The organism is Vineibacter terrae (assembly GCF_008039615.1).
In the GTDB taxonomy this organism is placed as follows: domain Bacteria; phylum Pseudomonadota; class Alphaproteobacteria; order Reyranellales; family Reyranellaceae; genus Vineibacter; species Vineibacter terrae.
In genome coordinates this window covers 45,407-62,205 of sequence record NZ_VDUZ01000050.1, presented here as the reverse complement: position 1 = coordinate 62,205, position 16,799 = coordinate 45,407, and the positions used below count along the sequence as shown (strand labels likewise).

The 16,799-nt window shown below is 67.6% G+C and carries 19 protein-coding genes; 5 read left to right on the top strand and 14 right to left on the bottom strand.

What is annotated here, in order from left to right:
- Positions 1–121 precede the first annotated feature (121 nt).
- Entirely contained in the window at positions 122–2,038 is a 1,917-nt protein-coding gene (locus FHP25_RS32300) for an ABC transporter permease (protein WP_147851115.1), read from the bottom strand.
- Positions 2,039–2,186: 148 nt separating this feature from the next.
- On the bottom strand, positions 2,187–3,389 hold the full coding sequence (locus FHP25_RS32295; RefSeq protein WP_147851114.1) for an ABC transporter substrate-binding protein: 1,203 nt from the start codon (positions 3,387–3,389) through the stop codon (positions 2,187–2,189).
- A gap of 188 nt (positions 3,390–3,577) precedes the next feature.
- Between FHP25_RS32295 and FHP25_RS32290 the strand changes: the two genes are divergently transcribed.
- Positions 3,578–4,318, top strand: coding sequence for a DUF4336 domain-containing protein (locus tag FHP25_RS32290; protein ID WP_147851121.1), 741 nt, complete (start codon positions 3,578–3,580; stop codon positions 4,316–4,318).
- 5 nt (positions 4,319–4,323) lie between these two features.
- On the opposite strand, the gene FHP25_RS32285 is transcribed toward FHP25_RS32290, so the two are convergent.
- The 9 genes from FHP25_RS32285 to ihfB all read right to left on the bottom strand — a co-directional run bounded on the left by FHP25_RS32285 (position 4,324) and on the right by ihfB (position 11,880).
- Positions 4,324–4,908 (bottom strand): amino acid synthesis family protein, encoded by a 585-nt coding sequence (locus FHP25_RS32285; RefSeq protein WP_147851113.1) that lies wholly within the window; start codon positions 4,906–4,908, stop codon positions 4,324–4,326.
- 263 nt (positions 4,909–5,171) lie between these two features.
- Complete coding sequence (locus tag FHP25_RS32280) at positions 5,172–5,813, bottom strand: methyltransferase domain-containing protein (RefSeq protein WP_147851112.1); 642 nt, start codon at positions 5,811–5,813, stop codon at positions 5,172–5,174.
- A 20-nt stretch (positions 5,814–5,833) separates the two neighbouring features.
- Entirely contained in the window at positions 5,834–6,745 is a 912-nt protein-coding gene (locus FHP25_RS32275; protein WP_178133947.1) for an SAM-dependent methyltransferase, read from the bottom strand.
- A gap of 112 nt (positions 6,746–6,857) precedes the next feature.
- The gene (locus FHP25_RS41045; protein WP_178133946.1) at positions 6,858–7,982 is read right to left on the bottom strand and encodes a hypothetical protein; all 1,125 of its coding nucleotides are present in this window, start codon (positions 7,980–7,982) and stop codon (positions 6,858–6,860) included.
- 474 nt (positions 7,983–8,456) lie between these two features.
- Entirely contained in the window at positions 8,457–9,617 is a 1,161-nt protein-coding gene (locus tag FHP25_RS32270) for an FAD-dependent oxidoreductase (protein ID WP_178133945.1), read from the bottom strand.
- Entirely contained in the window at positions 9,605–10,075 is a 471-nt protein-coding gene (locus FHP25_RS32265) for a GNAT family N-acetyltransferase (protein ID WP_218578758.1), read from the bottom strand. Before FHP25_RS32265 ends, FHP25_RS32270 begins: the two co-directional genes overlap by 13 nt.
- A complete protein-coding gene (gene lhpI, locus FHP25_RS32260; RefSeq protein WP_147851109.1) occupies positions 10,072–11,073 on the bottom strand; it encodes a bifunctional Delta(1)-pyrroline-2-carboxylate/Delta(1)-piperideine-2-carboxylate reductase in 1,002 nt (333 codons plus the stop codon). The genes FHP25_RS32265 and lhpI overlap by 4 nt, the downstream gene beginning before the upstream one ends.
- Positions 11,073–11,483 carry a lipopolysaccharide assembly protein LapA domain-containing protein gene (locus FHP25_RS32255; protein WP_147851108.1) on the bottom strand — a complete coding sequence of 137 codons (411 nt, stop codon included), beginning with the start codon at positions 11,481–11,483 and terminating at the stop codon, positions 11,073–11,075. Before FHP25_RS32255 ends, lhpI begins: the two co-directional genes overlap by 1 nt.
- Before the next feature lie 49 nt (positions 11,484–11,532).
- Positions 11,533–11,880 (bottom strand): integration host factor subunit beta, encoded by a 348-nt coding sequence (gene ihfB / locus FHP25_RS32250; protein WP_147851107.1) that lies wholly within the window; start codon positions 11,878–11,880, stop codon positions 11,533–11,535.
- Positions 11,881–12,078: 198 nt separating this feature from the next.
- Between ihfB and FHP25_RS32245 the strand changes: the two genes are divergently transcribed.
- Together FHP25_RS32245 and FHP25_RS42745 are read left to right on the top strand one after the other, a co-directional pair.
- Entirely contained in the window at positions 12,079–12,306 is a 228-nt protein-coding gene (locus FHP25_RS32245) for a DUF433 domain-containing protein (RefSeq protein ID WP_147851106.1), read from the top strand.
- Complete coding sequence (locus FHP25_RS42745; RefSeq protein ID WP_147851105.1) at positions 12,303–12,509, top strand: DUF5615 family PIN-like protein; 207 nt, start codon at positions 12,303–12,305, stop codon at positions 12,507–12,509. Before FHP25_RS32245 ends, FHP25_RS42745 begins: the two co-directional genes overlap by 4 nt.
- Here FHP25_RS42745 and FHP25_RS32235 read toward each other — a convergent pair.
- From FHP25_RS32235 to FHP25_RS32225, 3 genes are all read right to left on the bottom strand, one after another.
- Positions 12,437–12,838 (bottom strand): type II toxin-antitoxin system VapC family toxin, encoded by a 402-nt coding sequence (locus tag FHP25_RS32235; RefSeq protein ID WP_147851104.1) that lies wholly within the window; start codon positions 12,836–12,838, stop codon positions 12,437–12,439. The genes FHP25_RS42745 and FHP25_RS32235 overlap by 73 nt on opposite strands.
- The gene (locus tag FHP25_RS32230; RefSeq protein ID WP_147851103.1) at positions 12,838–13,077 is read right to left on the bottom strand and encodes a type II toxin-antitoxin system VapB family antitoxin; all 240 of its coding nucleotides are present in this window, start codon (positions 13,075–13,077) and stop codon (positions 12,838–12,840) included. The genes FHP25_RS32235 and FHP25_RS32230 overlap by 1 nt, the downstream gene beginning before the upstream one ends.
- 115 nt (positions 13,078–13,192) lie before the next feature.
- The gene (locus FHP25_RS32225; RefSeq protein ID WP_147851102.1) at positions 13,193–13,888 is read right to left on the bottom strand and encodes a hypothetical protein; all 696 of its coding nucleotides are present in this window, start codon (positions 13,886–13,888) and stop codon (positions 13,193–13,195) included.
- A gap of 268 nt (positions 13,889–14,156) precedes the next feature.
- Here FHP25_RS32225 and FHP25_RS32220 point away from each other — a divergent pair, with 268 nt between their 5' ends.
- Both FHP25_RS32220 and ybaL read left to right on the top strand, forming a co-directional pair.
- Positions 14,157–14,819 (top strand): leucine-rich repeat domain-containing protein, encoded by a 663-nt coding sequence (locus FHP25_RS32220; RefSeq protein ID WP_147851101.1) that lies wholly within the window; start codon positions 14,157–14,159, stop codon positions 14,817–14,819.
- A gap of 149 nt (positions 14,820–14,968) precedes the next feature.
- Complete coding sequence (gene ybaL / locus FHP25_RS32215; RefSeq protein ID WP_147851100.1) at positions 14,969–16,711, top strand: YbaL family putative K(+) efflux transporter; 1,743 nt, start codon at positions 14,969–14,971, stop codon at positions 16,709–16,711.
- The last annotated feature ends 88 nt before the right edge of the window (positions 16,712–16,799 follow it).

Sequence of the window (16,799 nt, the reverse complement as noted above, 5' to 3'; positions counted from 1 at the left end):
CACCTCATCCGGCGGGTGAGGGCCTCACGCGCAGCGCCTCGTGCTGGGCCCCTCACCTTCCCATCGCTGACGCGATGGGCCCCTTCCTCTCCCGCTTGCGGGAGAGGAGACCTGAGCCCGCTCATGCCGCCTCCTGCCGCCGCAGGCGGTGCCACAGCAGGCGCAAGCCGCCGGCGATGCCCTGCGGGAACAGCAGCACCAGGGCCAGGATCACCAGGCCCAGCAGGGCGCGCCAGAACTCGGTGCGCCGCGCCAGCTCGTCCTTCAGCCAGGTGAAGACGGCGGCGCCGGCCACCGGCCCGGTCAGGGTCTCGACGCCGCCCAGCAGCACCATCACCAGCCCGTCGGTCGACAGCGCGATCGAGGTGAGCTCGGGCGAGATGCTGCCCTTGGAGAAGGCGAACAGCGCCCCGGCCAGGCCGCCCAGCGCCCCGGCCAGCGCGAAGGCAAACCATTGCTGACGCCGCAGGTCGATGCCGATCGCCTCGGCGCGCAGCGGCGAATCGCGGCCGGCGCGCAGGGCGTAGCCGAAGGGCGAGAACAGCGTGCGCCACAGGAAGGCGATGCCGATGCCGCAGAGCGCCAGCGCCAGCCAGTAGTAGGCGGCCTTCGACGCCAGCCATGCCGACGGCCAGACGCCGATCATGCCGTTGCTGCCGCCGGTGAATTCGTCCCACTGGAAGATCACCGACCAGGCGATCTGGGCGAAGGCGAGCGTCAGCATGGCGAGGTAGACGCCCGAGAGCCGCACGCAGAACCAGCCGAACAGCAGCGCGAAGCCGCCGGCCGCGACCGGCGCGGCCAGCAGCGCGATCTCCATCGGCAGGGCGGCGCGCTTCAGCAGCAGCGCCGCGGCGTAGGCCGCGATGCCGAAATAGGCGGCGTGGCCGAACGACACCATGCCCGACGGCCCCATCAGCACATGCAGGCTGACGGCGAACAGGGCGAAGATGAAGATGTCCGTCAGCAGCACCAGCAGATAGCGGTCCTCGCCCATCGCCAGCGGCACCAGCGCCAGCAGCACCAGAGCCGGCGCCCAGGCCTGCCAGGGCAGCGGCGACAGCGGCGGCGCCGCCTCGCCGACGGCCCGCTGCAGGACCGGCGGCCGGCCCAGCAGGCCGTAGGGCCGCACCACCAGGACAGCGGCCATGACCAGGAACTCCACCACCAGGGTCAGGCGCGAGAACGATATCTCGAAGCCGGCGATCGACTGGGTGCCGAGCGCGACGCAGAAGGCCTTCACAACGCCGATCAGGATCGCGGCCAGGAAGGCGCCGGGCACGCTGCCCAGGCCGCCGACGACGGTGACCACGAAGGCGTCGGCGATCAGCGACAGATCGAGCCCCAGATGCGCCGGCTCACGCGGCAGCTGCAGCGCGCCACCCAGCCCGGCCAGCATCGCCCCGATGAAGAAGACGCCGGTGAACAGCCAGGATTCATTGACCCCCAGCGCGCCCACCATCTCGCGGTCCTGCGTGGCGGCGCGCACCAGGGCGCCCCAGCGCGTGCGCGTGAGCGCCAGCCACAGGGCCAGCAGCACCAGCGGCGCGATGACGATCAGCGCCAGATCGTATTGCGGCACGCGCCGGTCCAGGATCGAGACGGTGCCGCTCAGCCCCGGCGCACGCGGGCCGACAAGATCCTCCGCGCCCCACACCGCCAGCGCGACATCCTTGATCACCAGCACGACGGCGAACGTGGCCAGAAGCTGGAACAATTCGGGCGCGCGGTAGATGCGGCGCAGCACCAGCACCTCGATCAGCACGCCGACCAGGCCGACGAGCAGCGCGGCGATCACCACCGCCGCCCAGAAGCCGAGCGGCGTGCGGCCGAAGCCGGCAAAGACGAACAGCCTGGTCGTCAGGCCCTCGAGCAGGGCGTAGGCGCCGTACAGGCCCAGCATGTAGAGCGAGCCGTGCGCGAAATTGACGATGCGCGTGACGCCGAAGATCAGCGACAAGCCGGCCGCCACCATGAACAGCGACGAGGCGCCGGCCAGGCCGTTGAGAAGCTGGGCGATGAAGCTGGCGAAGGTCACGGGAAACGCTCCCTCCCCCAACGCAGTTGGGGGAGGTGGCCGAAGGCCGGAGGGGGAGCCGACGTGGTCTCAGTTGCCAAGACCACGTCGGCTCCCCTCCGCCCCTTCGGGGCACCTCCCCAGCAAAGCTGGGGAGGAATTTTGGCCATCAATTCGTCGGCCGCATGCGGCGGATGTCGTCGTCGGAGGGCAGGGCGTCCTTGCCGTCGACATAGCGCCAGTTGACCATCACGCCCTTGCCGTCCTTCTGCGCCAGCTGGCCGACATAGGCGCCCATGGTCGACTGATGATCGAGCGGCCGCCAGGTGATGTCGCCGAACGGCGTGCCGTGCGCCAGCCCGGACATCGCCTCGACCAGCTTCTCCTGGTCGAGCGCGCCTGCCTTCCTGATCGCCGCCGCCGCCGCCATCACCGTCGAGTAGCCCACGATCGAGCCCAGCCGCGGGTAGTCCTTGAACTTCGCCTGGTAGGCGGCAAGGAACTTCGCGTGCGCCGGCGTCTTGATCTCGGCCCAGGGATAGCCGGTGACGTACCAGCCGTTGGGCGTCTCGTCCTTCAGCGGATCGAGGTATTCCGGCTCGCCGGCCAGCAGGTTGAAGACCTCGACGCCCTTGAACAGCTCGCGCTGGTTGCCCTCGCGCACGAACTTGGCGAGGTCGGGCCCGAACAGCGAGCTGAAGATCGCGTCAGGCTTGGCGTCGGCGATGGCCTGGGCGACGGCGCCGGCCTCGATCTTGCCTAGCGGCGCCGCCTGCTCGATCACGAACGCGACGTCCGGCTGCTGCGCCTGCAGCAGCTTCTTGAAGGCCGCGGTGGCCGACTGGCCGTACTCGTAGTTGGGATAGACGATGGCCCAACGCTTCTTCTTCAGCTTCACCGCGTCGGGAATCAGCATCGCCGTCTGCATGTAGGTCGAGGCGCGCAGGCGGAAGGTGTAGCGGTTGCCCTGGTCCCAGACGATCTTGTCGGTGAGCGGCTCGGCGGCGATGAACAGCGTCTTGCGCTGCTTGGCGAAATCAGCCACCGCCAGCCCGACATTGGACGGGAAGGTGCCGATCAGGAACGCCACCTGCTCGCGGCTCAGCAGTTCCTCAGCCACGCGCACGGCATCGCCCGGCGTGCCGCCGTCGTCGCGCGAGACGATCTCGATCTTGCGGCCCAGCACGCCGCCGGCGGCGTTGACCTCCTCGACGGCCAGCTCCCAGCCCTTCTTGTAGGGCTCGAGGAAGGCAGGAAAGACCTTGTAGCTGTTGAGCTCGCCGATCTTGATCGGGCCCTGCTGCGCGCCCGCCGGCAATACGAGTCCGGCGGCAGTGCCGGCGGCAAGCCCAAGAACGGTCCTGCGTTTCATAGTCTCAGGTCCCCCTGTCCGAAATGAATGCCACTTGACGAGAGATCGACGCAACGCACAAGAGCCGAGCGCCATGCCCCATCCGCTTGCTCATCGCCCTCCTCGCGGCACACCTTCGCTGAGATTGTTTGCGCGCTAACAATCGCAAATCTTATCGTCGTGTGGCGACGTTGGTAAAGGGGCCGTCCATGGCGCATGGCATCGATATCACATACGCGCCCACCGACACGTTGAAAGCGGTGGCCGACGACGTCTGGATCGTGGACGGCCCGGCCATACGTTTCGGCTTTCCGAAGATGTCCTTCCCCACGCGGATGACAGTCATCCGCCTGCGGGACGACGCGCTCTTCATCCACTCACCGACGCCGCTCCCGCCGGAGCTGAAGAGCGCGATCGAAGCCATTGGAACGCCGCGTTGGATCATCGGCCCGAACCGGATCCACTACTGGTGGATTCCGGTGTGGAGAGATGCCTATCGCGCGGCCGACGTCTATCTCGCGCCCGGCATCAGGCGGCGCGCGAGGGGACGCATCGACTTTCCGGCGCATGAGCTCGCCCGGGCAACCGGCTATCCATGGGACACGAGCATCGCGACGCTGCCGGTCCGCGGGCGCTACATGACCGAATGCGTGTTCTTCCACCGCCCCAGCCGCACGCTCGTGCTAACCGACCTCATCGAGAATTTCGAAGCGGAGAAGCTGGGCTTCTGGACGCGCTGGCTGACGCGGCTTGGCGGCGCGCAGGATCCCGACGGCCGGATGCCGCGAGACATGCGGCTGACATACCCCAAGGCCGAGCTGCGACGCGCCCTCGGGATCATGATCGCCTGGGAGCCCGATCGCATCATTCTCGCCCACGGGCGCTGGTACGATCGTGACGCCGTCAACGAGCTGCGGCGGGCGTTCCGCTGGCTGCTCGACCGGTCATGATCTTCTCACCGCTGGCCGTCCCACAGCTTGATCTCGTCCGCCCGCAGGCCGCCGACGCGGGGATGCGGGCGGCCGCCGGTCGACAGGCCGACGATGAACACGATCTCGTCCGGCTTGGGGCCGTCGGGCACGCCGAACTCGATCGTGTCGAAATGGCTGCGCACATAAGCGGCGTTGGCATGGTGCAGCGGGATGTCGATCCGGGCACCGGCAGTCGCGACCTTCACCGTCGACGGCACGATCGCCTTGGCGCCGCCCATGGCCTCGCGGATGCCCCAGCCGCTGGGCTGGTGCCACAGGGCCGCGTGCTCCAGCTCGCCCGCGATGCCGACGATGGCGCCCTTGCCGTAGGCCTCGATGCCTGGTCCCTGCGCATCCAGCGCCGCGATCAGGCGGCGCGTGATATCCAGCGCCAGGGGCTTGAGCGCGTCCATCATCGGCGCGATGTCGGCGACGTAGCGGCCGGCATAGGGATTGCGGATCACGGCGCCGATGGCGCCCTTGCGCACCGGCTCCTCCAGCGGCGGGCCGCCGTCATGCCAGATCTCCTCGATCCCGGTCACGATCTTGCGGATCTCGACATCGGCCATGACGTTCCCCCTTGCATTGCTGTGCCACTGTCATCCCGAGCGCAGCGAGGGATCTTTCCGCAACAGCAGGCCACGCGCCATCCCCTCAGCTCGATTTTGGCCGGATCAAGCGGCGTAAGCGAGGGCGTTTTGCATGGTGCGCCAGATGCTGGCGGGAATTTTGATGATGTCTTGGGTTTGTCGGGACCTGTCATTGGGCGGAGGGCGCCGCCATGAGTCGGGGCGCCGGGCACGTGCCGCCATCACGGCCAGCCCGCCTGTCGTCATGAGCGCGGCTGCGGATCCCGTCGCCGGAATACGAACAGGCGGTCGTCGCGGTTGTACCATTGCGGGATCGCGACGCCGTCGATCGCCTCGAACTGTGCCGCCAGCAGCGCGAAGAACCGCGCATCGGCGCTGCCGCCCATCCATTCGCCGACGTAGATGACGTAGTCTCCGCGATGGAGGGCGAGGGCGTTGACTGCCATGGCCGTGCCCCAGGGCGGCCAACACAGGAACAGCGTGCTGTCGCGGCGGTCGAGTATCGCACGTTCGTCGCCCTGGGCGACGTCACTCCAGGTGAAAGCCGGAGGCTCATCATCGAACGCGGCGACGGTTATGCCGGCTTGTCGCATCAGCCAGGCCCAGTAGCCGCTCCCGGCGCCGATTTCGACCACGTCGGTTGCGTAGCGAGCTATGGTCGCGATCGCCTCGTCCGTCGGCACCGCCCACGCGAAGTGCCGTGCGATCGCCGATTTCCAGGTCAGCCAGTCGGCGTGCGCCGATTCGGATGCCGACAACGGCGCCGATGGGACGCGCCGGCAGGACGGGGGCAAGGCGCCGAAGAACGCACCATAGGGGTTCACCAGCGGCCCGTGTATTGGTGGGCGATGCACCGCCGCGGTGTTGCGCGCTGCGCGCTTCACGGCCTGACCGTCGTCCTGTCCTACCGGGCGGTTGTCGCGCCGGACGCCGCCTTGCTCGCGGCGATCAGGGCATTCATCCGCAGGTAGGTCGTCGGGTCGGCGGTGCGCATGTATGCCGGCGGGATGTAGAGCGTATTGCCGGCCGATAGCGGCCCATAGGCCAGTTCCGCGGCCGTGATCTGGCGAATGACCGGCTCGCAGCCGTGGAATACCGCTGCCTCATACAGATACATGGGATGGGTCGGCGGATAGATCGACAGCAGCCGCTCGATCAGCAACGGCATGGCCGACAGATCATAGCCATAGGGCTTGAAAGTCGCGTCGCCGACGACGCCGATCTGCCAGAGCACGACCGAACTGCTGGGATCGATGACCCGGCAGTTGACCAGGAAATCCGTCGCCTCGTAGGACTGGCAGCCATTGATGCCCGGGTCGACGCCGAGGTCGGCGAACAGGCAGTCCTCCGACGAGATGCCCGGCAGCATGCGGGCGCTGAACCCTTCTGCACGCGCGCGTCGTATCGACTCGTGCGATGGATAGACGAAGACGCCCGGATGGCCGTAACAGGCCATGCAGGTCACCAGGCCCGCGCGCACGCATGCAAGCGTGCGTTCCACCATTTCGTTGTAGGTATCGATCCGCGGTTTGCCTTCGGCATACATGCCGGTCATCGACTCGGCGCCCGCGGGATTGAGCTCCTTGAGCATCAATTCGGCCACAGGGTCGCCGACGACGTACAGCACCTTGTCCGCCCGCTTGATCCAGGCGACGGCCTCCACCGTCAGATGGCCGACGGTACGGATGCCCGTGCCGACAACGATGAGCGAGCCATTCCGCTTCTCGTTGGCGCCGTTGCCGTGGGGCGGGCCTGGGATTCCTGCGAGCCCCGGTGGCGCCGGTTCGTTGCTGCTGCCGTTCGTCTCGACTGCCATGGTAGCTCCGCTGTTCGGTGCTCGAATGCCTCGGGCGCTGTCGCTCCGACCTGTCCATCCGCGGCTGGCATGGCCTCGGATGGCGTTGGCAAACCAAGCGATCCGGTTTGTGCTAACCCGGCGTTCCCGGGGTCGCCGGTGGCGGCGTGACCAGCTGCGGATGCACCTGCGGCCAGATCTGCGGGTGGACCACCAGCTGCGGGTGCACCTGCGGCCAGATCTGCGGATGCACCACCACCTGCGGATGCACCTGCGGCCAGATCTGCGGATGCACCACCACCTGCGGATGCACCTGCGGCCAGATCTGCGGATGCACCACCACCTGCGGATGCACCTGCGGCCAGATCTGCGGATGCACCACCAGCTGCGGGTGCACTTGCGGCCAGATCTGCGGATGCACCACCACCTGCGGATGCACTTGCGGCCAGATCTGCGGATGGACCTGCGGATGCAGGACCAGTTGCGGGAACTGAGGCAAGGCGGCATTCGGCTGGACTAGCTGCGGATGCACTTGAGGATGGACGACCAGCTGCGGGTGGATCTGCGGCCAGATCTGCGGATGGACCACCAGCTGCGGGTGCACCTGCGGCCAGATCTGCGGATGGACCACCAGCTGCGGGTGCACCTGCGGCCAGACCTGCGGATGGACCACCAGCTGCGGGTGCACCTGCGGCCAGACCTGCGGATGGACCACCAGCTGCGGGTGCACCTGCGGCCAGACCTGCGGGTGGACCACCACCTGTGGGTGGACCTGCGGCCAAATCTGTGGATGCACCTGCGGGAAAATCTGCGGATGCACTTGCGGGAAGATCTGCTGCGGAATGTTAGGAAACATGGCCGCACTCCCTTGGCTCGGCGGTGTTGTGAAAGCAGGTTGAGCGCGCACGGCCGGCTCGTCTGCAGCGGCGGCCTGGTCGGCGCCCGGTGGCTTGGTCATGTCGACAACGAGAACCGTCACCGGGGTCGCCGGCGACGGCGGGGTAAAAGTATATTTCTGCCCGCTAAGGCGCCCATGGATTGCCCAGGGGTGGCCACTCTTCAAAATCACCTGATCGACGTCGCTGATGCCGGCTGCCTGCATCGTGCCGTCGGGATCCTTTATGAACGCGCCAAGTTTGGCGGGGTCGGTGGCCAAGGCGACCATGAACGAACGGAATTCGTCGGGAGGCGTGGCTTCGCCCGGTGGAATTATTGGCTCCGCCACGGGCCCGGTGCCGCCGCGCTTCCTGGTTGCCATGATGCGCTCCCAATCAGGTTCGCATGATCGGGCGGAATCCCGCCGGGTGCTTCATCCGCCAGCGGATTGCGATGGTCGCACGATCACCCCTGCGGCACGCTTGTCGTACCACCCAACAACAGGATCGATAGAACGCGAGCGTCGTTGCTGCAGGTTCCATGCCCAGCAGCAAGCCAAACCCGCTCCTGTCACACAGCGTCTAGTTTGTTACTTCCGTGCCCTCACGTGCCTATCCGGCACGTGCTCGAAGCCATTTCGAACGGCAGCGGTGACAACCTGGAATAACTAGTAAGAATGTTCGCGTGTATGCTTGCCAGACACTATGTCGCCTGGGATCAACTTAACCTAGCCGCGAAACAGTTATGATTTTATCGTGCCTGCGCTGAGCGGGCACGTCAAGCGCATTCTGAGGATGCGCAACGCTGCCGTGACGGTGCGCCGCCCCGGTGCCAGACTTCGCGCTGGCCCAGGCTCTTAAAGATTCCTCGCTTCGCTCGGAACGACAGATGCTGCGCCGGCGGCGTACTTCGTGAAGGCGTCGGGGCTGGATCGTCCCGCCACCATGTCAGCGAAGGCCTCGCCGAGGCAGGCGCCGAACTTGAAGCCGTGGCCGGAGCAGTTCGACATCGCCCAGGCCGACCGGCCCAAGGGCAGCGACTGGAAGGTCTCATGCCCCGGCCGGCGGTCGACGGTGTAGTAGCAGACCTTGCCCTCGGCCAGGCGGTAGCGCTCCAGATGGCGCAGCCGGCCGCGTGCCTGCTCGAGCACGGCCCGGGTCTCCTCGGCGCCGGCGACGCGCGGATCCGCCTCGGGATCGCCCGTCCGGCTGAAGAGATGATCGCCGATCTTGAGCCGGGTCCGGGTGCCGTCCGGCGCCACGACCGGCGGCACGAGGTAGAAGCCCTCCGCACGCTCGACGCAGAGCAGCGACGGATGCGTGGCCCAGGCCCGCGCCAGGTCGTCGGGCAGGTCGACATAGGCCAGCACCTGGCGCGACGGCTCGACCTTCGCCGCCAGCCCGGGCGCCAGCATCGCCACCCAGGCGCCGGCGGCCACCAGCACGAGGTCAGCCGCCAGACGCTCGCCATCGGCCAGGGTCACGGCACCGGCATCGGCATCGATGTCGACCACCTGCGTCCCGGGCCGCAGCTGCGTACCTGTCGCCGCCAGCCAGCGGGCCAGGGCCGCGACAATGCGGTCGGCCAGCAGCACGCCACCCTCCGGGGAGAAGAACGCGACCTCGATGCCGCGCGGCTCGACCAGCGGAAAGCGTTCCGCCAGGCGCTTCGCATCCAGCTCGTCGACGGGGAACCCGCCTGTCTTGAGCGCCTGCAGGGACATCGCCACCCAGTCGTCGGTGCGGGCGCTGGTCGAGAGCGCGCCGGTATCGACGCAGAGCTTCACGCCCAGGTCGGCCCACATGCGGTCCCAGGCGGCGCACGCATGCGTGATCAGGCGCATGTAGCCGTCCTCGCTGCCATAGGCGCGGCGGATCAGGCGATGGCTGTCGACCGAGGCGCCGCGCGGATTGGGGATCGGCCCCCGCTCCAGCACCGTCACGCGATGGCCATCGCGCACCAGCGCCCACGCCGCGCCCAGGCCGGCGATGCCAGCGCCGATGATCAGGATGTGCATGACCTTGCCACCCATCGCATCACGAGATCAGGCTCACGCTCCTCGTTGCTCGCGCCGTCGCTGAACGTGGCCTCGACAAAGCCGCGGTTCAGGTAGAAGGCGCGGGCGCGCTGGTTGCGCTGGAAGACGTAAAGCTGCAGCGCCCCGCCCGACAGGCGCTTGGCGTCTTCCAGCAGCCGCGAGCCGGCGCCGGCGCCTTGATGCGCCGGCGCGACGTAGAGATGGTCGAGCCAGCCGTCATGGACCACGGCGAAACCCGCGACCAGGCCATCGGCCTGGGCGATCCGCACGCGCCGCTGGCGCAGCAGGACATGAGCGATCCAACCGCGCGTTTCGTCGTCGGTGTGCACGACAGCCAGCCACGGCATGGCCGTGCGCCGCGCGGCGAGAAACAGGTCCGCCATGGCATCGGCGTCGTCCGGCATCGCATCGCGCAGCCGGCACGCTGCCGTTGTCACGGCGCCGCCTGCCCGACGGCCAGCTCGGCCGCCGCGAGGTCCTCCAGCGCGGCGCCGACCGATTTGAACAACGTGATCGACCGGCCGTCGCCCGGCTCGCGGCCGCGGTGCTCGCCGCGGCAGAGCGCGAACAGGTCGGCCAGCACGTCGTCCTCCTCGATCTCGCCGGCCTGCAACGGCTGCACGATGTCGCCCGCCTCCTTCAGCGCGCCGGCACGGGTGTCGACGAACACCTGAGCGGCCCGCACCGCGGCGTCATCGCTCTCGCGCATGGTCGGCTGATAGGCGCCGACCAGGTCGACATGCTGGCCCGGCCGCAGCCAGGCGCCCTCGACCAGGGGCGTCCTGCTCAAGGTGGCGCAGGAGATGATGTCGGCGGCCTGGACCGCGGCGGCGCGGTCCGGCACGGCGCGCACCCGCACGGCGCGGCCGACGGCAGCGGGCAGCGCGGCGGACAGGCGCGCGGCCAGCGCCTCGGCATGGGCCGCGGTGCGGCCCCAGATCATGACCTCCTCGATCGGGCGGATCCGGCTATGGACCCGGATCAGCTCGGGCGCCAGCGCGCCGGTGCCGATCATCAGCAGGCGGCGGCTGTCGGGCCGCGACAGGAAGCGCGACGCCAGCCCCGAGGCGCAGGCGGTGCGGCGCTTGGTCAGCATGGTGCCGTCGAGCAGCGCCAGCGGCGCGCCCGTGGCGCCGTCGAGCAGCAGGTACTGGCCGTAGATCGCCGGCAGGCCGGCAAGCCCGTTGTCGGGGAAGACGGTGACGACCTTGACGCCGATGCGGCCGGCCGGCTGGCCGCGCGATACGGGTGGGGTGGTCCAGGCCGGCATCAGCAGCAGCATCGCGTCGGCCGAGCCGGGGCCGGTCGGGGCCGGGATCGGGTGGTGGTGCCGCACCGGCATCTCGACGTCGGCCCGGAAGGTGGCCGCGAGCCGGTCGACCAGGACCAGGTCGTCGAGCGCGGCATCCACCTGCGCGGCGTCGAGCAGGCGCATCAGGCGCGGGCCCGGGTCGGGTCCATCCCCTCGGGATCGGCCAGGGCGCGCTGCCGCTCCAGCGCCCGGACCTCCGCCGCCGGCGGCTCCTTGGGTGGCGCATCCTTCCGGGCGGCCTTGTCGCGGGCGGCGATGTCGGCCTTGAGCTGGCTCACCTCGCGGCCCAGGCGGTCGGCCTCGCGCCGGCGCTCACGCGCCAGCCGGCGATGGCCGCGGCCGGCGACCCAGCCCATGGTCAGGCCGACCAGCACGCCCAGCAGCAGCAGCAGCACGACCGCGAGGTAGAGCGGCATGACCACGAAGTCGGAGAACGGCCACAGGTGCAGCTCGACCGGCGCGGTATTGCTGACGGCAATCAGCGTCCCCAGCAGCAGGACGATGCCGAGGGCGATGCGAGACAGGACTTTCATGCCAGCACCCTACCCGGGTGGCGGCCGGCAAAACAACGGCTGGTGCACGTCAGCCGGCGTCCTTGCCGGCATCCGGGTCGCTGCCGGGCTGCTCCTGCGCCGCCAGCTGGGCGGCGAATTCCCGGTTGATGCGGTCCCGCAGATCCTTGCCGGTCTTGAAGTAAGGCACGCGCTTTTCGGTGACCGAAACGGCCTCGCCGGTGCGCGGGTTGCGGCCGGTGCGCGAATCACGCTGCTTCACCGAGAAGGCGCCGAAGCCGCGCAGCTCGACCCTGTCGCCACGCGCCAGCGCATTGGTGATCTCGTCGAAGATCGTCGCCACGATGCGCTCGACATCCCGCTGGTACAAATGGGGATTCAACGCAGCAAGCTTGGCGATGAGTTCCGACTTGGTCATGGACGACGGCGCTTTCACCCCGAATGCTCCTCGCCTGGATCTCAACAACAACAGGTTGTGAGTATGCCGGGCCGGACCCCAAGCGTCAACCCTATGTCATTGGAATATAGGGATTTTTTTGGAACGCCAATTCCTGAGCCTGGGCCTGCCAGTGGTGCTTGGCGCACGAATGAGATATCGTCGGGACAGGAGGCGATCATGTCGGATTGGCGGAATCGCATCACCATCGACCCTGGCAAGATGAGCGGCAAGGCCTGTATCCGGGGCATGCGCTTCAGCGTGCAGGACGTGCTCGACTATCTTGCTGGCGGCATGACGATGGATGAGATGCTGGCGGAGTTCCCGTACCTGGAGAGAGAAGATCTCCAGGCGGCACTGGCTTACGCAGCCGAGCGCGAGCGGCGCACGCGCATTCTCGCAGCGTGAAGCTGCTCTTCGATCATAATCTTTCGCCTGCCCTTCCCCGACGCTTGGCAGAAGTGTTTCCGGGATCGATGCATGTTGCGGCGATCGGCCTGACGCACGCCAGTGACGAAGTCGGGTTACCTTCGGAACGTCATAACGCGGCATCAACATCCGTGTTGGCAAAGTCCTGCCCCACGAAGAGCAGTGGGATGTTGCGTATATGAGCGACAGCATAGGCAAAGCAGTCGCCAAGATTCAGTTGTGCCGGATGGCCAGTACCCTTGCCGTACCTGGAAAAGGCCATTAGCGCCGCATCGGCTTCCGCACCCGACAACTCCACGATCTCAATTCGCGCCAAGCGGAGGAACTCGCCGACATCCTCCCGCGCTTCCTCAACGCTGGCATGGCGCCTTCTCCTGAGCCCCAACGCCGCCTCGAACACAGCGATCGCCGAGGTAACCGGGCTCGCAGCCTTGTCCAGAGCATCGGCCAGCTCCTCGGCTCCCGGCTCATCTGTCAGAATGGCAACGATCGCCGACGCGTCGACGAACATCAGGGATCCCCGGAAAGCTCATCATAGAACGTCTTGTCGGCTTCAAGTCCGGTTGCCGGCCGGGCAAGGATCCGCCGCTTCAGAGGCTGCAACCGCAGCCTGAGGGGCACCGCATCTTCGAGCCGCCGAAGCTCGTTCTTGAGAGCCTGATGAACGACTTCGGTCTTGGTCATGCCCGTGCGGGCTGCCAGCTCATTGACCAGCTGGTTGACGGTCTCGTTGCGGATGTTCAACGGCATCGCACAGCTCGATAGCATATACGTGTAGACACACTAGTATTTACGTAAAGAAAATTCAATATCCAAGCGTGCTGGCCAGCCTGCAACAATTCGGCTGAGGCAAGCCCTGAGCCCGTCATTGCCCAGGGTCATTGGCTGCCTGATCCGGGTGATATTCAAACCCCCAATGGCAGCTGTTGCCTTTGCATTGCCGGAAGGGGCCGTTGCCGACCTGGATTTCGCCGTGCTCCCACCCCTGGAAATGGTGGAATGCTCGCACGGCGACACCACCCCATAGATTGGACAGCGTGACGAGAAACTCGTCGATCTCGCCGGCGTTGCAATGATCCAGGATGACGAGAGAGACGTCGGGATCGAGCCACTGCTTCAGCACCTCGAGGGTCGCCGCCTGTTTGGTCTTTTGCTTGGTGACGGGGTCATAGAGGCTCGAGCCGTATACGATCTCATAGGTGCCTATTCTGATCTGTCCGGGAGCACCATGTCCCATGATGCGGAGCTGGCGCAGCCGTTTGCCGCCGGAACAGACGCCCGCCACGATCAGGAGAAGTTCCGCAATCGAGGTGATCGGCCTGATGTTGCTGGGTAGCACAAAATAGTCCTTCTCATACTTCTCCTTCAGGCGTTCCCACTTTGGCCAATCCTTGGGATCCGCCGGCTTCGGTCCGGGGGGCGGGTTGTATTGATAGACAAACAGGTCGACGTAGCCGCTTGGCGGTGGTCCCGTGATCACGAGAGAAAACTCAATCTTGCGCGCGATCTCGCGCTGCAATGCGGCAAGTGCTCTATCGACCATCGGCACGGGCTCGGTCATGAGTGCCTTCCCTCTCCGATCGGACAAAGCCAACGACGAACGTAATAGCAATCACTCACTCACTATGCGCTACTGGCGCACTTTGGGCCATCCTCCAAAGGTATGGGGTGGCGCTATCGGCCCCGCCGTCACCCTTTTCCCGCACGTGGATGGCGCCCTCTTGAAAACGGTGCCTGGCCGGCTCACGGTCGCGCCATGATGAGCAACATGGCGGAATGGCAGGACCGGATCATGACCGCCCGGCGCTTATCCGGCCGGCGGCCGGCCGATGGCTAGCGCGACAGGACCACATCTCTCGCTCTGGAAGCAGGGCCTCGGCGCGGTTCCCGATGAGGTCTGGGATCGAACGGAGCTGCGCAGCCTGGTCCTGGCGGACAACGGCCTGACCCGGATATCCGGACGCGTCGGCGCGCTGCGCAATCTGCGCATGCTCGATCTCGGTCACAACGCGCTTCACGATCTTCCACCCGAGCTGGGGCACCTCGAAGGCCTGAGCGATTTCCTCTACCTGCACGACAACAGGCTCTCGGCACTGCCCGCGACCCTCGGACGCCTGACCTCCCTGCGCTACCTCAACATCAGCGAGAATGCTTTCGAGGTCCTGCCCGAGGCTGTCACCGAAATGTCGGGCCTGATCGAGCTGCGCGTCACCGACAATCACCTCACCCACCTGCCGCCTTCCATCGCCCGCCTCACGCGGCTGCGCGAGCTGCACCTGCGCAACAACCGGCTCACGGAGCTGCCGGCAGCGATCGGATCGCTGCTCGAGCTCCGCCAGATCGACCTCAGAGGGAACCCCGTCGCCCGACTGCCCGACGCCCTGCTGAAGCTGCCCCGTCTCGAAAAGCTCGACCTGCGCTGGGTGACCACATTGAACGCACCCGCCTGGTTCGCTGAGCTCGAGCACCGGGGCTGTGTCGTCTACCTTTAGACCAGCACCGTGACTGTCATCGGCACCAGATGGAGGCCGACCTGCAATTTCCGCGCTCGCACGGAAATTGCTGATCTGGCACGCTGCCGGCTGCGGCCCTTGTCCGCTTCCCCATCGCCACACGCACACGGGCAGCACGTCGCCGACACATGCCGCATCACACCCCGCTGATCGAAACCATCGTCGCCGGCATCGGGCTGGCCTTCCTGCTGGGCGCGCTCGCCAACCGGCTGCGCCTGTCGCCCCTGGTCGGCTACCTGATCGCCGGCGTGCTGGTGGGCCCCCACACGCCCGGCTTCGTGGCCGACCAGACGCTGGCGCCGGAGCTGGCCGAGATCGGCGTCATCCTGCTGATGTTCGGCGTCGGGCTGCACTTCTCGATCAAGGACCTGATGTCGGTGAAGGCGATCGCCATTCCCGGCGCGCTGGTCCAGATCGCGTTCGCCACCGCGCTGGGCATGGCGCTCGCCTGGGCCATGGGCTGGCCGGCCGGCGCCGGCCTGGTATTCGGGCTGGCGCTGTCGGTCGCCAGCACCGTGGTGCTGCTGCGCGCAATGGAAGAGCGGCGCATGATCGAGACCGGGCGCGGCCGCATCGCGGTCGGCTGGCTGATCGTCGAGGACCTGGCGATGGTGCTGGCCCTGGTGCTGCTGCCGGCCGTGTCAGGCCTGCTGGACGACCGGGGCGCCGGCGCCACGTCCGCGGGCAGCCAGGCGATTCTGCTGGCGTTGGGCATCACCCTGGCCAAGGTCGCCGGCTTCGTGGCCGTGATGCTGGTGGTCGGCCGCCGGCTGGTGCCCTGGATATTGCATCACATCGCGCACACCGGATCGCGCGAGCTGTTCCGGCTGTCGGTGCTGGCGATCGCGCTGGGGGTCGCCTACGGCGCCGCGGTGCTGTTCGGCGTCTCCTTCGCGCTCGGCGCCTTCTTCGCCGGCATGGTGATGAGCGAATCGGACCTCAGCCAGCAGGCCGCCGCCGAGGCGATGCCGCTGCGCGACGCCTTCGCGGTCCTGTTCTTCGTCTCGGTCGGCATGCTGTTCGACCCCATGATCGTGCTGCAGAACCCGTTGCCGATGCTGGCGGTGCTGCTGATCATCCTGGTGGGCAAGTCGGCCGCGGCGCTGCTGATCGTGCTGGCGTTCCGCCACCCCATGGGCACGGCGCTCACCATCGCCGCCAGCCTGGCGCAGATCGGCGAGTTCTCCTTCATCCTGGCCGGACTGGGTGTGAGCCTGAAGCTGCTGCCCAAGGAGGGCCAGGACCTGATCCTCGCCGGCGCCATCCTGTCGATCCTCGCCAATCCCTTGATCTTCATCGCCGCCGACCGGCTCGGGCCGCGCCTGGAGCGGCGCGCCGAGCCGGCGCCAGCCGAGCCGGCCGCGCCGCCGCCCGAAGACGACCTGCCGACCACCAGCCTCACCGATCATGCCGTCATCGTCGGCCACGGCCGGGTCGGCAGCGTGATCAGCGAAGCAGCCCGGCAGGAAGGCTGGCCGATCCTGGTGATCGAGGACCGGCGCGACGTCGTCGAGGGCTTGCGCGAGCGCGGCATCGAGGTGATCCGCGGCAATGCCGCCACGCCGCGGGTGCTGGCGGCGGCCAATATCGGCGCCGCGCGCCGCCTCTTCGTCGCCATCCCCAACGCCTTCGAGGCCGGCCAGATCGTGCAGCAGGCGCGCGCCGCACGGGCCGACCTCGACATCTTCGCCCGCGCCCATTCCGACGCCGAGGTCGAGCACCTGCATGACTGCGGCGCCACGGCCACCGTGATGGGCGAGCGCGAGATCGCGCTGGGCATGATGGCGCGGGCCAGGGACAGCAAGGACAAGAAGCTGGCGGCACCATCCGCAGCGCCGGCATCGGCCGCGGACGACGCGACGGCGGCGTGATCGTCCGGGTGTCCGCCTCTCCCGCGAGCGGGAGAGGTCGACGGACGCGAAGCGTCCGTCGGGTGAGGGCTTCAGGACCCGGCATCGC

Excerpts from the sequence above, each read along its gene's own strand:
- FHP25_RS32295 (WP_147851114.1), bottom strand. The coding sequence starts at position 3,389 with ATGAAACGCAGGACCGTTCTTGGGCTTGCCGCCGGCACTGCCGCCGGA.
- FHP25_RS32290 (WP_147851121.1), top strand. The coding sequence starts at position 3,578 with ATGGCGCATGGCATCGATATCACATACGCGCCCACCGACACGTTGAAA.
- FHP25_RS32285 (WP_147851113.1), bottom strand. The coding sequence starts at position 4,908 with ATGGCCGATGTCGAGATCCGCAAGATCGTGACCGGGATCGAGGAGATC.
- FHP25_RS32275 (WP_178133947.1), bottom strand. The coding sequence starts at position 6,745 with ATGGCAGTCGAGACGAACGGCAGCAGCAACGAACCGGCGCCACCGGGG.
- FHP25_RS41045 (WP_178133946.1), bottom strand. The coding sequence starts at position 7,982 with ATGGCAACCAGGAAGCGCGGCGGCACCGGGCCCGTGGCGGAGCCAATA.
- FHP25_RS32270 (WP_178133945.1), bottom strand. The coding sequence starts at position 9,617 with ATGCACATCCTGATCATCGGCGCTGGCATCGCCGGCCTGGGCGCGGCG.
- lhpI (WP_147851109.1), bottom strand. The coding sequence starts at position 11,073 with ATGCGCCTGCTCGACGCCGCGCAGGTGGATGCCGCGCTCGACGACCTG.
- FHP25_RS32255 (WP_147851108.1), bottom strand. The coding sequence starts at position 11,483 with ATGAAAGTCCTGTCTCGCATCGCCCTCGGCATCGTCCTGCTGCTGGGG.
- ihfB (WP_147851107.1), bottom strand. The coding sequence starts at position 11,880 with ATGACCAAGTCGGAACTCATCGCCAAGCTTGCTGCGTTGAATCCCCAT.
- FHP25_RS32245 (WP_147851106.1), top strand. The coding sequence starts at position 12,079 with ATGTCGGATTGGCGGAATCGCATCACCATCGACCCTGGCAAGATGAGC.
- FHP25_RS32235 (WP_147851104.1), bottom strand. The coding sequence starts at position 12,838 with ATGTTCGTCGACGCGTCGGCGATCGTTGCCATTCTGACAGATGAGCCG.
- FHP25_RS32230 (WP_147851103.1), bottom strand. The coding sequence starts at position 13,077 with ATGCCGTTGAACATCCGCAACGAGACCGTCAACCAGCTGGTCAATGAG.
- FHP25_RS32225 (WP_147851102.1), bottom strand. The coding sequence starts at position 13,888 with ATGACCGAGCCCGTGCCGATGGTCGATAGAGCACTTGCCGCATTGCAG.
- FHP25_RS32220 (WP_147851101.1), top strand. The coding sequence starts at position 14,157 with ATGGCTAGCGCGACAGGACCACATCTCTCGCTCTGGAAGCAGGGCCTC.
- ybaL (WP_147851100.1), top strand. The coding sequence starts at position 14,969 with ATGCCGCATCACACCCCGCTGATCGAAACCATCGTCGCCGGCATCGGG.